This is a genomic window from Cryptosporangium japonicum (assembly GCF_039524755.1).
Classification (GTDB): domain Bacteria; phylum Actinomycetota; class Actinomycetes; order Mycobacteriales; family Cryptosporangiaceae; genus Cryptosporangium; species Cryptosporangium japonicum.
In genome coordinates this window covers 80487-96595 of sequence record NZ_BAAAGX010000028.1, presented here as the reverse complement: position 1 = coordinate 96595, position 16109 = coordinate 80487, and the positions used below count along the sequence as shown (strand labels likewise).

Genomic DNA, 16109 nt, shown 5'->3' with positions numbered 1-16109 from the left:
ATGGCCGTATGTCGCACTCGTCATCGGCCACCCCCGTAGTGGACCTCCGCGACCCGGCCGTCCTCGGTGATCCGATGCGCGGCTACGACCGCCTCCTCGCCGAGTCGCCGGTCTGCTGGGCCCGGCTCCCGAGCGGTGAGGAAGGCTGGGTGATCACCCGGAACGCCGACGTGCGGGCCGTGCTCGCCCACCCGGCCGTGCGCAACGACCCGGCCGGGCTGCCCGGGCCCGGCGCACGGCGCCAGGAACAGGCCTTTCTCGACCTGGGGACGCCACCGGAGCACCTGCCGTACCTGCGGGCCAGCATGCTCAGCCTGGACGGCGCCGCGCACGCGCGGCTGCGCCACGGCATCCGGGACGCGTTCACCGCGTCCCGGGTCGAGGAGCGGCGCCCGCGGGTGCAGCAGATCGTCGACCGGCTGCTCGACCGGCTGGACGCGTCGGCGCAACCGGTGAACCTGCTCGACGCGTTCGCCTATCCGCTCGCCACCGACGTGGTGTGCGAGCTGGTCGGGGTACCGGAGTCCGACTGGCCCGACTGGTGGCGCTGGGGCAAGGTGCTGGTCGGCGAGGACCCGGCCCGGATCACGCCCACGCTGGGCGAGATGTTCGCGTACTGCCACGCCCTGGTGGACCGGCGCCGCGTCGAGCCGGCCGACGACGTGCTCGGCCGGATCCTCGCCCAGGAGGGCACGACCGACGTCGACGCGGTGGCCCTGGTCGTGTTCCTGGTGCTCGCCGGGCACGAGACCATGGCGCACATGCTCTCCAACGGCGCGCTCGCGCTCATGCGCGACCACGCTCAGCGCAACCTGCTGCGCGCCGAACCCGAGCTGTGGCCGGCCGCGGTGCGCGAGCTGGTGCGCACCGACGGGCCGGTGCAGCTCGCCCGCCTGCGTTACGCCGCCGAGGACCTCGAGGTCGGCGGCGTCCGCATCCGCGCGGGCGACCCGATCCAGGTGGTGCTCGGGGCGGCCAACCGGGATCCGGAGCGCTTCGCCAACCCCCACCACATCGACGTGCGGTGGCAGCACGAGCACGGCGCGCGCGAGGGGGGCGTCGGGTTCGGCTGGGGGCCGCACTACTGCCTCGGGGTCGCGCTCGCGAAGCTGGAGGCCGAGGTCGCGCTGCGCGGACTCTTCGACCGTTTCCCCGGGATGCGTCCGGTGGACGAGCCGGCCTGGGTGCCGCTGCCCCGCGGCCGGCACCGGGTCAGCCTGCGGGTGCGGCTGCGCTGACCGGGCGGCGCCTCACCGCGGGCGGGCGAACGCGTCGACGGGCATCGTCACCTCGGCGCTCGACGCACCGCACTCGAGCATCCACAGCGCCGCCGCGGGGCCGAGGCCACCGCCCAGCGCGCGCAGCGCCTCCGGGTCGGGGGAGACGGCCTGCGCCTGCCCGATCCCGAGCCGGAACGCGTCCGGATCCCAGCCGGCCGGATCGGCGTCCCCGAGGCCGCGCGCCCCGTCGGCCATCGCGGCCAGCGTCGCCGGCGGCAGCGGATCGGTCACCGCCATCAGACCGTGGGTGCGTTCCCCGGCGAGGATCCCCATCCACCGGGAGCTCTCCGGGGTGGGGCGGGGCCCGGTCCAGCCGGGCCGGCCGTCGTGCGCGGGCAGCCGCGCCGGTACGCCGGTCGCGGCCCACCGGCCGGCCCACTCGACGGCCAGGCCCGGAGCGCTCCGGGTGGCCGGGTTGTGGAACCGGGCCATGTCCCACCGGTTGCCGACCGCCACCGCGGCGACGTCGCGGTGCGGCCAGACCCGCGCCTCCCACCAGAAGCCCCACGGGAACGCGGCCGTGTGCCCCCACCAGTGGTCCTCGCCCAGCGCCGGGTCGGCGATCTCGATCGTCAACCCGGAGTACGAGCGGGCGCCGCCCGGGCTCGGCCGCCGCGCCCGCGGAGCCACCATGACCTCGAGCGTGTCCGGTTTGATCAGACCAGGAGTGCCCCGGGCGGTACGCAGCAGCGACTGCAGCAGCCGCCCGGCGTCGGCGACGGTGGTGTGCAACCCGACGCCCGGATACGCCGAGGTCCGCAGCGGCGGGCTCGGCACGCACCAGTCGCCGAACGCCATGTAGCCGGTCGCCGCGTCCCCGGCCCGCGCGCGCGAACCGGTCGCCCACGGGTTCCGCGTGCCGTCCTCGACGCTGGTGCCGGTCAGGCCGGCCGCGGCGAACACCTGCTTCTGGACGCGGGCGCCGTACGGTTCGCCGGTCAGGTGCTCGACCGCGCCGCCGAGCACCCCGATGCCGAAACTGGAGTACGAGTACGAGCCGGGCGTCGTCGTCAGCGGCAGCGTCCCGTCGTACTCCGCCGCGGTACCCGCCCGGTGCCGGCGCCGGACGTAGTCCAGGATCCCCTCGGCCGGCGACGAGGGCGCGGTGGCGGTGACGATGTCGCTGTAGTAGCCGCCCTGGTGGGAGGCGAGCATCGCCGCGGTGACCGGCGCCGGGTCCGCCCCCCGCAGGCCCGGGGGCAGCACCTGGTCGATCGGGGTGTCCAGCTCGACCATCCCCTCCTCCACCAGCTGCAGGAACGCCAGTCCGGTGACGGGCTTGGTGAGCGAGCCGCCCGGCGCACGCGTCCGCGCGGTCATCGGGGTGGCCGAACGCAGGTCGGCGAACCCGGTGGCGGCGGTACGCAGCTCGGTGCTGGTCGCCACCGCGACCGCGACACCGGGCGTGCCGGTGGCCGCCGCCAGCCGGGGCAGGACGCGCTCCAGCGCGCCCATCACGTCGTCGAGCACGGTTCTCCTCAGCCCTTGAGCGGGCCGCCGTTGATCGCGATCCGGCGGCCGTAGCGGGTGAAGGGGTAGTAGTCGTACGTCGCGTGGTGCTGGACGCAGCGGTTGTCCCAGAACACCAGCGTGTTCGGCTCCCAGCGCACCCGGCAGGCCAGCATCGGCCGGTTCGGGACGAGCGTGAACAGCAGGTCGAGCACCGCCCGGCTCTCGTCGGCCGAGAGCTGGGGGATGTGCGAGGTGTAGGCCGGGTTGACGTAGAGCAGCGGCCGGTCGGTCTCCGGGTGACGCACCACCAGCGGGTGCTCGCTGGACGGCGGCTCGTAGCCGGGCGGGATCGTGGTGCCGCGGAAGGCCAGCGCCCCGTCGTGCACCGCGGTGAGCCCGCTCAGCAGCTCCTTCATCGGCGGCGAGAGCATGTCGTAGGCCAGGTGCATGTTGGCGAACAGGGTGTCGCCGCCGGTGCCGGGCTCGGGCATCCGGGTGATGTGCAGCATCGAGCCGAGCGACGGCTCGGCGTCCGCGGTGCCGTCGGCGTGCCAGCCGTTGCCGAACACGTTCGCGGCCTCGGCCGAGGTCGCGACCTCCAGGATGCAGGGGTCGCCGTGCTCGGGCGGCGGGTTCACCGGGCGCAGCTCACCGAAGTGCGCGGCCAGCCGCTTGTGGTCCTCGGGCGCGATGTCCTGGTCGCGGAAGACCAGCACGTGGTGGTCGAGGAAGGCGGTCCTGAGCTCGGTGAGTTCGTCACCGGTCAGTTCCCGGGTCAGGTCGAGGCCGGTCACCTCGGCCCCGATCACCGGGGTGAGGCCACGCACCGCCAGCGTCCGGTAGTCGCGGGCGGGCCGGGTGGTGATCCGCCTGACGGCGTCGAGCTCGTACTGCTCCATGCTCATCCTTCCGGGGTCGGGTCGAACGCTGCGGCCACGGCGGTGACGTGGGGAGCGCGCACGATGCCGTAGTGGGTCGTGGGCAGCTCGTGCCAGTGGCTCGGGTCACCGAGCCGGTCCCGCCAGCCGCCGCGGTCGGCGACCGGCAGGCCGGGCTCGGCGTCGACGGCCAGCCAGACGTGGCTCGGTGTCGACGTCAGGCGCGGCAGCACGTGCCCGGCCATGCTGTCCAGGTTGGCCCGGCACGCACGGGCGAGCCGCCCGGCGTACTCGGCGGCGACACCGTCACTCGCCCCCAGCTCGCGTGCGAACAGCGCCGCGAGCTGCGTGTCGTCGTAGTCGGAGGCGTCCGCGCCCGGTGGCGGCGGATCGAGCAGGTGCACCGCACGCACCGGCTGCCCGGTCGCCTCGGCGTCGGCGGCCATTCCGGCCGCCACCCAGGCGCCGAACGACCACCCGGCCAGCTGCCAGGTGCGGGCCGGGAACTGCGCCCGCAGCGCGGCGTAGTACCGGCGGGCCCGCTCGGCCACCGACCAGCCCGGCGGTTCCGGCCGGCTCAGCGCGGGGTCGGCGATCACGCAGACGCCGAGCGCCGGGTCGAGCGCGGCGACGAGCGCGCGGTACGCGTGGACGTCGCCGCCGATCGGGTGCACGAGACAGACCGCGTCCCGGCCCGTCCCCTCCCGCCACACCTGCACCGTGATCTCGTCGGTGTCGACGTCGGTCGCCAGCTGGGCCAGCAACGACGCCATCGTGACGTCGGGGCCGAGCGAGGCCGGGTCGAGGTCGACACCGAACAGCCGCTTCACCGCCTCGACCAGTTCCAGCAGGAGCAGCGAGTCGGCGCCCAGGTCGTAGAGCGGCACGTCCGGCTCGAGCTCGGCGACGCCCAGCAACGCACGCACCTCGTCGATCAGCTCGGACCCGGAGTGCCGGGCCGGTTCGGCCGGTGCCGGTGCGGTGTCGCGCTGGTGGAACTCCCGGACGGCTTCCAGCCCGGTCGTCGCGACCAGGACCTGCGGCAGCCCGGAGCCCAGCGCGCGGACGAAGGTCCGCTGCCCCTCCTCGTCGGTCAGGCCGACGGCCAGGTGCGCCTGGTGCCTGGCGTCGGTCTCCAGCGCGGACACGGCCATGCCGGTCTCCCGCCAGACGTCCCAGCCGATCGAGAGCCGGGCCGTCGGACCGGCGCGGTGCGCGAGCGCGTCGAGGAAACCGCCGGCCGCCGCGTAGTCCAGCTGGCCGACGCCGCCGAACTGGGCCGACAGCGACGAGCAGTAGACGACGAACGCGGGCCCGTGCCGTTCGACGAGCCGCTCGACGAGCAGCGCACCGGCCAGTTTGGCCGACGGCGTGCCGCCGGCGCGGGTGGCGATCAGCGCACCGTCCGGCGTTCCGGCCGCGTGCACGATCCCGGCCAGCGGTGCGCCGACACGCGCGCTCACCTCCTCGGCGGTGACCGTGGTGAGGTCGGCGGCGAACAGGTCGACGCGGTCGGCCCAGGGCTCGAGCGCCGCGGGCAGGCGCGGTCGCCGGGCGAGCAGCACGACCCGGTCGGCGCCGGCGGCGAGCAGGGTCCCGGCGACCGCGGCGCCGATCCCGCCGGTGCCGCCGAGGACGAGGTGCACGCCGTCCACCGCCACCGGCTCGCCCGCGGTGACCGGTGCGCTGCCCGGCGTCCACCAGAACCCGTCCCGCAGCGCGACGCGCGGCGACGGCACCGGGCCGGTGAGCAGGTCGGCGAGCGCGTCCAGCGCCGGGCCGGGCAGGTCGACCCAGTGGCCGCGCAGCCCGCTCTCCTGCGCGCCGGTGGTGTTCGCGCCGGCGAGCAGGCCGGCCTCCGGGCGGGTCACGGCCGTGGTCGCGGGCGCGGCGCCGGCCGAGATCCACCAGGTCGTGAGCGCCCGGCCGGACGCCGCCACCAGCAGGGCCGCCGGGGTGTCCACACAGGCCCGCGCGGCCTCGGCCAGCGAGTTCCCGTCCAGTGGGCCGGTGAGGCCGAGCGGCAGGGTGTGCAGCCAGTCGATCTCGGCGCCGGGCAGCGCGTCCAGGACCCGGCGGAGCGATGCCGGGTCGGCCGGGTCGGCGTCGAAGGTGTCGGGGCCGCGGCGTGCGAAGCCGGTGGCCGGGTGGACCCGCACCACCCGGGCGTAGGCGGCGTCCAGCGCCGGCGCGGTCAGCGGGCCGTCGCCGCAGATCACCAGGGTGCGGTCGGTGCGACCGGGGAGCGTCGCCCGGCGGAGCCGCACCCAGGTGGGCTGGTGCAGCCACTCGCTCTCCGGGCGCTTGGGAACCGCGGGCGGGCGCGGGAAGTCGTAGTCGCGCACGGCGAACGCGGGCGGCGGGAAGTCCCACGGCGCCGGCGCCGACCCCGACCCCCACTCCACCCGACCCCCCGCCAGCCACACCGCGCCGACGTCCGCGCCGGCACCCGCCGCCGCGGGCGCGGCCGCGTCCGGTGCCGCGGGCGCGGCCGTATCCGGTGCGGTGAGCGCCGTCGGGGACGCCGTGTCGTGCGGCTCGGCGCGGCGGAGCCACTCGGCCGCCGATGCGGGGGAGGTGCACGTCGCCGCCGCTCGCCACCGCCCGGCCGGGCGCCCCGACTGCAGGTGCCGGAGAACGTCGGGATAGGACTCCGGCCGCCGGTCGAGGTACGCCGCGATCCGCTCGGCGTCGGCACGCAGTGCCTCCGGGCTGCTCGCGGAGAGCACCACGCACGGCACGGGCTCGCCGGAACCCGCGCGAACCGGCCGGACCGACTCCACCACCGCGTGCGCGTTCGTGCCCCCGATGCCGAAGCTGCTCACCCCGGCCACCCGCCGCTCGGCCGGCCAGCGCTCGGCCCGCGTCGCCACCCGGAACGGCCCGAGGTCCAGGGCCGGGTTCGGCGCCCGGAAGTCGACGGTCGGCGGCACCACCCCGTGGTGGACGGCGAGCACCGCGCGGATCAACCCCACCACCCCGGCCGCGGCCCCCAGGTGGCCGAGCTGACTCTTGACCGACGAGAGCACGCAGTCCGCGGCGTCGGGCAGCGCCTCGCGCAGCGCCGCGACCTCGATCGGGTCACCGAGCCGCGTCCCGGTCCCATGCGTCTCGACGTACCCGACGTCGGCGCCGGTGCGCCCGGCCCGGCGCAGCGCCGCCCGGATCGCGCCCCGCTGCCCGGCGGGCGAGGGCGCGCTGAAGCCCTGCTTCACCGCGCCGTCGTTGGTCAGCGCCGAGCCGGTGATCACCGCGTACACCGTGTCGCCGTCGCGCCGGGCGGCACTTAGCGGTTTCAGCACCACCACGCCGACGCCGCTCGCGCCCACCGTGCCGTCGGCGTCGTCGCTGAACGGGCGGCAGTGCCCGTCCGGGGAGAAGATGTGTCCCGGCCGGTACCGGTACCCCTCGGCGAGCGTGACGTCGACGAGGACGCCGCCGGCCAGCATGACGTCGGCCTCGCCGGTCCGCAGCATCCCGGCGGCCTGGTGGACGGCGACCAGCGAGCTCGAGCAGGCGGTCTGGGTGGTCAGCGCCGGGCCGGTCAGGTCGAGGTGGTAGGCGACCTTGGTGGCGAGGAAGTCCTTCTCGTGGTGCAGGGCGAGCTGGAAGCCGTCCGGCAGCGCGGCCGGGTCGCCGTCGCGCAGCAGCTGCTGGAAGTACGTGTCCTCGCCGCCGCCCGCGACGATCCCGACCCGGCCCGCCGCCGCGGTCACACCCGCGTGCACCAGCGCCTCGACGCTCGCCATCAGCAGCTGTCGTTGCTGCGGGTCCATCAGGGCGGCGTCGCGGCGGCTGATGCCGAAGTGCTCCGGGTCGAACGCGAGCGGACGCTCCAGCAGGCTGCGCGCGCCGACCAGCCCGTCCGCGGCCGGGAAGTCCTCGATGCCCCGGCGGCCCTCGGTGACCAGGTGCCAGAACGCGGCCAGGTCGGGCGCGCCGGGCAGCCGCACCGCCATGCCGACGACCGCCACCGGCTCGTCGACGCCGGCGGCGTCCCCGTCCTTCGTGGCCGGTGCCCGGACCGGCTCTCCGGCCAGGTGCCGGGTCAGGTCCCGCAGCGTGACGTGCTCGAACAGGTCGGCCGCGGTGAACCGGTACCCCGCCTCGGCGCAGCGCAGGTGGAACCGCATCAGCGACAGGCTGGTCGCGCCCGCGGCGAAGAACGTCTCGTCCGGGCCGATCGGCCGGCCGGTCACCTCCTCGAACAGCGCCGCCAGCTCACCCGCCGGCCGCGCCCGGCCCCGGTCGAGGTCGCGCCCGGGCGTGCGCAGCGCGGCGTCCCGGTCGAGCTTCCCGCTCGGCGTGCGCGGCAGGGCGTCCACGACCCGGAACTTCTCGACCCGCGCGTGCGGCGGCAGCAGCGACGCGAGGTGCCCGGTCAGCTCGGCCACGGCCGGTGTCCGGTGGCACTCGACGACCGCGACCAACCGGTCGTTCTCGGCCACCACGACCGCGTTGACGACGTCGGGGTGGCGCAGCAGCGCGGCCTCGACCTGCCCGAGCTCCAGGCGGTACCCGCTGAGCTTGACCTGCCGGTCGGCCCGGCCGTCGAAGTGCAGGAGCCCGTCGCGGTCGAAGTGCGCGAGGTCGCCGCTGCGGTAGTACAGCGCGGGGAGCTCGAGGAACTTCTCGTCCACCGGTTCGCCCAGGTAGCACCGGGTGGCCGGCCGCCCGCCGATGAGCAGCTCGCCCACCTGCCCGGGCGGCAGCGGCGCGCCGGCGGCGTCGGCGACACGCAGCAGCGTGTTCGCGACCGGCCGCCCGATCGCCGGGCGTTCGGGCCACCGGTCCGGGTTCCCGTCGAGCGTCAGCGTGCTCACGACGTGGGTCTCGGTCGGGCCGTAGTGGTTGTGCAGGCGGGCTCCGGGCAGCCCGGCGAACCAGCGCCGGATCGCCGGCGTGCAGACCAGCTGTTCACCGGCGGTGATGACGTCACGCAGCCGCGACGGGAAGCGGCCGAGCCGGACGCCGTGCTCGGCGAGCAGCTGCAGCGCGACGTACGGCAGGAAGATCCGTTCGATGCCGCCGGTCTCGAGCGCCTCGAGCAGCGCCGGCACGTCGTGGCGCCACTCCGGCCGCACCAGGTGCAGGTGCCCGCCGCGCAGCGTCGTGAAGATCTCCTGGAACGACACGTCGAACGACAGCATCGAGAACTGCTGGGTCACCGCGGGCGGTGCGTCCTGCCACTGGAGCAGGTTCGCCAGCGTGCTCTCCGGGACGCGTACCCCCTTGGGGGTGCCGGTCGAGCCCGAGGTGAACAGCGTGTAGAGCGGCCGCCCGGCGTGCCGGGGCGGTACGTGCGGCACCGGGGTGTCGGTGAGCGTGACGAACCGGCGTTCGAGGCCGGTGTCGATCGGGTCGAACGCCTCCGCGTCGCCGGGCGCGAGCAGCACGCACCGGGGCCGGACCTGGTCGAGCACGGTGCGCAGCAGGTCGGCCGGGTAGCCGGGGTCGAGCGGCACGGCGGTGACGTTGAGCCGGGCGAGCGCGAGCAGCGCGACGACGTGCTCGACCGACGGGCGGAAGTAGAGCGCGACGTCGGTGGCGTCGTCGGGGAGCACCGCGGCGAGCCGGGCCGCGTGCGCGTCCAGCTCGGCGTAGGAGAGCGTGGTGTCGCCGGTCAGCGCGGGAGCGTCCGGTGTGCGCGCGACCTGGGCGGCGAACGCGGCCGCGACGGTGTCGTGCTCCACCGCGAGCGACGGGCCGCGCCCGTGGTCGGGCAGGCTGCGGCGGTACGGTGCGGCCAGGTCGGCCGGGGTGCGCCCGGCGCCGTCGAGGGTGCGGGCGAAGAGGTCGCCGAGCGCCTCGATCTCGGCCGCGGTGAAGTGGCCGTCGCCGTACTCCCAGAGGCAGCGGAAGCCGTCCGGCTCCTCCACCACCGAGAGCGTCAGCGCGCACTTGGCGTCGGCCGGCTCGACCCACTGCGGGGTGACCGTGCCGCCGGGCAGCCGCAGGGCGGTGAAGTCGGTGTTCTCCAGGACGAACAGGTAGTCGAACGCCGCGCGCCGCGGGTCGAGGTCGGCGAACGCGACGTCCTGGTGGTCCAGCGCGACGCCGGCGGCCTCGCCGAGGCGACGCAGCTGGTGGTCGAGGTCCTCGTCCGGGTCGACGGTGAGCGCGAGCGGGACGGTGTTGGCGAACATCCCGACCGCGTCCTCGAACTCACGCACCGGCCGGTTGACGACCGGCGCGGCGATCCGGGGCCCGGTCCGGCCGGTCACCGCCCAGAGGCTCGACGCGAACACGCCCAGCAGCAGCTGGAACGGGGTCAGGCCGAGCGTGCGGGCCCACTCGTCGACCCGCTCCCGCCCGATCGCGGTGGTGTGCAGCCGTCCGGCGAGCGACCGGTCGGCCGCGGCCACGGTGTCGTCGGCGGGTCCGTCGAGCCGGGCGTGGGCCTCGCGGAGGGCCTGGTAGACGGGTGACGCGAACCACCGGGACTGCCAGGCGGCGAAGTCCAGCGGCGTGTGCGTGCCCGCGCGCGGCGGGGTGCCGGACAGCTCACGCAGCAGCACGGTCAGCGACCAGCCGTCGACCGCGATGTGGTGCAGGCACAGCAGCAGCGTGCTCGACCCGTCGGGCTCCCGGCGCCGGGCCGCGCGCAGCATCCGGCCCGAGGCCAGGTCGAACGGCGCGGTGAAGAAGTCGTCGGCCGGCTCGGTCCACGGGTCGTAGGGCGCGCGTACCTCCTGGCGGAGCCCGTCCCGCGTCGCGACGAACGCGGTGCGCAGCGCGGGGTGCCGTTCGACCAGGCCGCGGATCCCGTCGTGCAGCGCCTCGACGTCGGGGTCGCCGGTGATCCGGAACGCCATCGGTACGAAGTAGGCCGTGGAGGCCGGGCTGCGCTGCTGGAGCAGCCACAGCCGCTGGTGTTCGCTGGTGGCCGGCGCCGTCGTTCCGGTCGTCGGCGCGGCCGGCACCGGGTACACGGTGGCGGTCGCCTCGGCGAGCGCGCGGGCCAGGTCGGCGAACGTGCCACGCTGCACCGCCGACGGCGGCAGGTCGGCACCCCAGCGCTCGCGGAGCGCGAACCGCAGGCGCAGCGCCTTGAGCGAGTCGCCGCCGGACCGCAGCCAGGTGTCGCCCGGCCGGAGGTCCCGGACGCCGAGGGCCTCCTCGACGACCGCCAGCACCTCGCGTTCCCAGGCCGACGCCGCGGCACCGTCCGACGCCGGCCGCCACGCCGGCACCCCGGTGGCCAGCAGCGCGGCCTCGTCGATCTTCCCGTTGGCGTTGCGGGGCAGGTCGTCGACCCGGAACACGTGGTGCGGCCGCATGTAGGCCGGCACGGTCGCGCCCAGGTGCTCCTCGAACGCGTCGGCGGTGAGGTCGGGTGCCACCAGGAACGCGTGCAGTTCGGCGGCGGCGCCGGGACGCACGGCCACGTGGGCCTGCCGGATCGCCGGGTGGGCGAGCAGCCGCTGCTCCAGCTCGCCGGGTTCGATCCGGAAGCCGCGCACCTTCACCTGCCGGTCGGTGCGGCCCACGTAGGCGAACCGGCCGTCGGCCAGCACCCGGACCAGGTCACCGGTGCGGTAGTGCCGGGTCCGGCCCTGGTCGAGCCACGGCAGCCGGACGAACCGCCGCGCGGTCTCCGCGGGCCGCCCCCGGTAGCCGGCGGCGAGCCCGGTGCCGGACAGGTACAGCTCGCCGACCTCACCCTCGGCGGCGACGCGCTCGTCCGGCGTCACCGCGACCGCGCCGGTACCGGGCAGCGGGCGGCCGATCGGCACCACGTCGTCGTCGAAGGACCGGGGGATCGGGTGGCTGACGGCGAACGTCGTCGTCTCGGTGGGGCCGTACCCGTTCTGCAGGCGCGTCGGCGCGTCCGGGTTGGCCCGGTACCACCGGCGCACCGCCGCGGCGTTGAGCTGCTCGCCGCCGATGAGGACCCGGTTCACGGTCGCGAAGCTGTCCGGGACGGCCTCCGCGACCGCGTTGAACAGTGTCGCGGTCACGAACATCGTGTCGACGCGTTCGCGGACCAGCGCGTCGGCGAACGCCCGGGGGTCACCGACGGTGGCGTCGTCGAGCACGACGCAGGTGCCGCCGGTGAGCAGCGGCGTCCACACCTCGAAGCTGATCGCGTCGAACGCGGGGTTGGCCAGGCACGCGAACCGGTGGCCGGGGGCGAGCCAGCCGGGTTCGGCGAGCCGGAGAACACCGGCGTCGCCGACCTCGACGCCCTTGGGCCGGCCGGTCGTGCCGGAGGTGTAGAAGAGGAACGACGACGCCGCGGGCTCGGCCGGCGGCCCGGCGCCGGCCGGGTCGGCCAGGAGCTCGGCCGGCGTCAGCGGCGGCAGGTCGGGCAGTCCGTCGTGGACGACGGCGGCCGCCTGCGCGTCCGCGAGGATGACGTCGCGGCGGGCCGGTGGGCTCTGCCGGTCCAGCGGCACGACCTGGCCGCCCAGCCGCAGCACCCCCAGCATGACCTGCACCAGCTCGGCCGAGCGGGGCAGGCCGACGGCGACCGCGTCGCCCGGCCGGACACCCCGGCGGGACAGGGACGCCGCCACCGACGCCGCGCCGGCGTCGAGCCCGGCGTAGGTGAGCTGGTGGTCGCCGTCGGAGACCGCGAGCGCGTCCGGGTGCCGCCGGGCCCGGTCGTGGACGCGGCGCGCGATCGAGCTCATCGGACCTCGCACTCGGCCGTGATCAGCTCCGCGACCCGCGGCAGCGCGTCGCTCTCGAGCAGGTCCCAGTGCCCGCATCCGACCGGCACCACGGTGAACCCGCCGCGCGCCCGTCGCCGCCAGAACTCGTCCGAGCCGGCGACGGTGTCCTCGCCGACGGCCTGCACGAAGACCACCCGGGCCCTCGACTCGCCCGGGTCGTGGTCGCGCGCGGTCAGCCGGTTGTGGTTGTACGTGCGGTGGTAGCGCTCGACCTGCGCGTCGTCGATGCCGGGGTACATGCCGTTGAACCGCACCAGCTTCTCGCGGAACTCGGCCGCGGACACCGGTTCGATCCCGGCCCGGTCGTCGGTGCCGGTGGTGTCGAGCAGCACGACGGTGACCCGGGGGTGGCTCGCCGCGAGCCGGCGGCCCATCTCGTACGCGACCAGGCCGCCGTAGGACAGGCCGCAGAGCACCAGCGTCTCGTCCGGCCGCGGCCCGACCAGCCGCAGGTACTCCTCGGCCATCGCGTCGACGCTCGGCAGCAGTTCCTCGCCCGGGTTGAGCCCGGGGGACTGGATCCCGACCACGCCGATCTCCCCGGGCAGCGCCGCGCTGAGCGGGAGGTAACAGAACGCCGTGCCCCCCGCGGGGTGGACGCAGACGACGCGGACGCGCCCGGTGCCCCGCCGGAACTCGATCAGGCTGCCACCGGCCGGCGGGCTCTCCGCGCGCACCAGCGCGGCCTGCGCCTCGATCGTCGGGTGCACGATGACCTCCCGGATCGGCAGTTCCCGGCCGAACTCCGCGCCGATGGCGGTGGCCAGCTTGATCGCCGAGATCGACGTGCCGCCGACGTCGAAGAAGTTGTCGGAGACCCCGATCGACGGGTGCACCAGCACGCTCTGCCAGATCCGCAGCAGCGTCAGTTCGACGTGGTCGCGCGGGGCCGCGGTGTTGACGACCGCCGGAGCGCTCGCCCGGGCGTGCGCCAGCACGGCGTCCCGGTCGAGCTTGCCGCTGCGGTTCAGCGGCAGCCGGTCGAACTCGGCGAAGACGGACGGCACCATGTAGTCCGGCAGCCGGTCGGCGAGCGCGGCGCGCCACTCGGGCGTGCTCCGGCCACCGCCCCCGGCCACCCCGGCGACCAGCCGGGGCTCGCCGTCGCGGTCCACCAGCACGACCGCCTCGCGCACGCCGGGGACGGCCAGCAGCGCGGCGGTCACCTCGCCGGGCTCGATCCGGAACCCGCGCAACTTGATCTGGTCGTCGCGTCGGCCGACGTACTCGGCCTGGCCGTCGGTCCGCCACCGGGCGAGGTCGCCGGTGCGGTACAGGCGCTCGCCCGGCACGAACGGATCCGCGACGAACCGGTCGGCGGTCAGGTCGGGCCGGTTCAGGTACCCGCGGGCCAGGCAGTCGCCGCCGAGGTACACCTCGCCCGCCACGCCCGGCGGCACCGGGCGCTGCCGTTCGTCGAGCAGGTACATCCGCGATCCCGGCAGCGGGCGCCCGATCGGCGCCGGACGGTCGAGCGGCTGCGGGTCGAGGTAGGCGGCCGCGTAGAGCGTGGCCTCGGTGGGGCCGTAGCCGAAGCAGACGCGCAGGCCGGGCCGCGCCGCGGCGAACCGGGCCAGCGCGGCCTCCGGCAGCGGTTCGACGCCGGTGAGCACCTGACGGAGCGCGAGGCCGGCCACCCGGGTGGGGTCCTCGTCGATCCAGCGCACGTAGGCCGGCGGCAGGAACGCCTGAACGACGCGGTGCTCGGCCAGCCAGGCCAGGAACGCGGCCGGGTCGGCCCGGATGTCCTCGGGAACCACGTGCACGACCGCGCCGGTCGTCAGCGGGAGCAGCAGTTCGTGCACCGAGGCGTCGAAGCCGATGCTCGACCAGGCCGAGGTCGCCTCGCCCGGGGTGGCGCCGAACCGGTCGAGCCACTGGTCGAACAGCGCGAGGACGCTGCGGTGGGGAACCGCCACGCCCTTCGGACGCCCGGTGGAGCCGGACGTGTAGATCACGTAGGCCGTCTCGTCCGGCCCGGTCGGAACCGGGGTGCGGACCGGCGCGCCCTCGGCCGCCAGCGCCGCGATCGAGCCCGGGTCGTCGCTCAGCACCAGCAGTGGGCGCGCGTCCTCGCGCATCGCCGCGCGCCGGGCCGGCGGCTGGGCCGGGTCGAGCGGGAGGTAGGCCGCCCCGGCCTTCAGCACCCCCAGCACCCCGACGACCAGCTCCACCGACCGCCCGCACTCCAGCGCGACGACCTGGCCCGGCCCGGCGCCGCGGGCCCGCAGGGCGTCGGCCAGCCCGGTCGAGCGCCGGTCCAGCTCGCGGTAGGAGAGCGTGCGGCCGTCGCAGACCAGCGCCGGGGCGTGCGGGGTGGCGTCGGCGCAGGCGGTGAAGCGTTCGACGAGCCCGCCGGGGCGTGGGTTGGCGCGCGGGCCGGTGCTCCACCCGGTGAGGATCTCGTGGCGTTCGGCGTCGTCGAGCAGGTCGTAGCTCGCGACGTCGTCGTCCGGCCGGGTGCTCAGCTGTTCGAGCAGGCGTACGAGGTACCCGCCGTACCGGGCCGCGGTGGCCCGGTCGAAGAGCGCGACCGAGTAGTCGAGGTGCCCGGTGACGCCGCCGGGCTCGTCGGCGAGGTTCAGCGAGAGGTCGAACTTCGCCGGTGCGAACGCGACGTCGCACGGCTCGACCAGGACGTCCGGCAGTTCGAGCAGGTCGTGCAGGGTGGGCACCCAGGCGAACATGGTCTGGAACAGCGGGTTGTACGCCGGGCTCCGCGGCGGGTTCACCAACTCGACGACCCGCTCGAACGGCAGACCGGCGTGGTCGAGGGCGCCGCGCAGCGTCGCGCGGACCTGCTTGAGCAGGACGGCGCCGGTCTGGGCTCCGGCCGCGTCGGCCCGGACGGCCAGCGTGTTGACGAAGAAGCCGATCGTGTCGGGGAACTCGTCGCGACCACCGCGGCTCGTCGTCGGCACGCCGACCACGACGTCGGTCTGCCCGGACAGCCGGGAGAGCAGCAGGAACCAGCCGGCCAGGATCGTGGAGTAGAGCGTGGCGCCGTGCTCGCGGGCCACCGCACGCAGCGCCTCGGTGAGCGGCGCGCCGAGCGTCACCGGCACCCGGTCGCCCCGGTGGTCGCGCCGGGCCGGGCGGGGACGGTCGGCGGGCAGGTCGAGCACCCCGGCGACGCCGTCGAGCCGGTCCAGCCAGTACGCCTCGTGCGGTGCCGGCCCGCCGCCCGCGAGCCAGTCCCGCTGCTGGTGGGCGTGGTCCCGGTACGGCCGGGTCTCCGGCAGCGCCGCGGTTTGGCCGCGCCGCTGGGCGGCGTAGAGCACGCCGAGCTCACGCAGCAGCAGCGAGCGGGACCAGCCGTCGAACACGGTGTGGTGGACGGTGATCAGCAGGACGTGCTGCTCGCCGTCGACGAGCAGGTGGGCCCGGGCCAGCGGAGCGCGGGTGCTCTCGAACGGCTCCAGCGGTTCGTCCCGGCGGATCCGCGCCCGCTCGTCCGGCCGCCCGGTCGTGTCGGTGACGGTGAGCGGGAAGCCGTGGCCGGGGGACTCGACGATCTGCACCGGGTGCCCGTCCTCGACGGCGAACCGGGTACGCAGCGTCTCGTGGCGGTCGGCGAGTGCGTCGAACGCGCGGCGCAGCGCCCGTCGATCGAGGGGGCCGCGCAGCGTGAACGCCATGGTCTCGTTGTAGGCCGGACCGGCGCCGTCGAGCTGGGAGAGGGTCCACAGGCGCTGCTGACCGGACGACAGGGGAGCGGACACCGGCATCGGGGGCGACCTTTCCGGGGATACGCGCACTGCTACCGCGTTGCGAGCCGGTACCGCGTCGTGCCGTCGCAGCCGAGGTCGGGCGAATTCTCT

5 protein-coding genes are annotated in these 16109 nt (G+C 75.8%); 1 reads left to right on the top strand and 4 read right to left on the bottom strand.

Going from position 1 to position 16109, the window contains the following annotated elements; all coding sequences use genetic code 11:
* Positions 1–8 precede the first annotated feature (8 nt).
* A complete protein-coding gene (locus tag ABD437_RS31935; RefSeq protein WP_344652667.1) occupies positions 9–1238 on the top strand; it encodes a cytochrome P450 family protein in 1230 nt (409 codons plus the stop codon).
* A gap of 12 nt (positions 1239–1250) precedes the next feature.
* Here ABD437_RS31935 and ABD437_RS31930 read toward each other — a convergent pair whose 3' ends face one another.
* Genes ABD437_RS31930 through ABD437_RS31915 form a run of 4 tightly spaced genes read right to left on the bottom strand, consistent with a single transcriptional unit; the run spans position 1251 to position 16016 of the window.
* Positions 1251–2750, bottom strand: coding sequence for a serine hydrolase domain-containing protein (locus tag ABD437_RS31930; RefSeq protein WP_344652666.1), 1500 nt, complete (start codon positions 2748–2750; stop codon positions 1251–1253).
* Between the two features lie 8 nt (positions 2751–2758).
* Positions 2759–3631 (bottom strand): TauD/TfdA dioxygenase family protein, encoded by an 873-nt coding sequence (locus ABD437_RS31925; RefSeq protein WP_344652665.1) that lies wholly within the window; start codon positions 3629–3631, stop codon positions 2759–2761.
* Between the two features lie 2 nt (positions 3632–3633).
* Entirely contained in the window at positions 3634–12246 is an 8613-nt protein-coding gene (locus tag ABD437_RS31920; protein WP_344652664.1) for an amino acid adenylation domain-containing protein, read from the bottom strand.
* Entirely contained in the window at positions 12243–16016 is a 3774-nt protein-coding gene (locus ABD437_RS31915; protein WP_344652663.1) for a non-ribosomal peptide synthetase, read from the bottom strand. The genes ABD437_RS31920 and ABD437_RS31915 overlap by 4 nt, the downstream gene beginning before the upstream one ends.
* Positions 16017–16109: the final 93 nt, after the last annotated feature.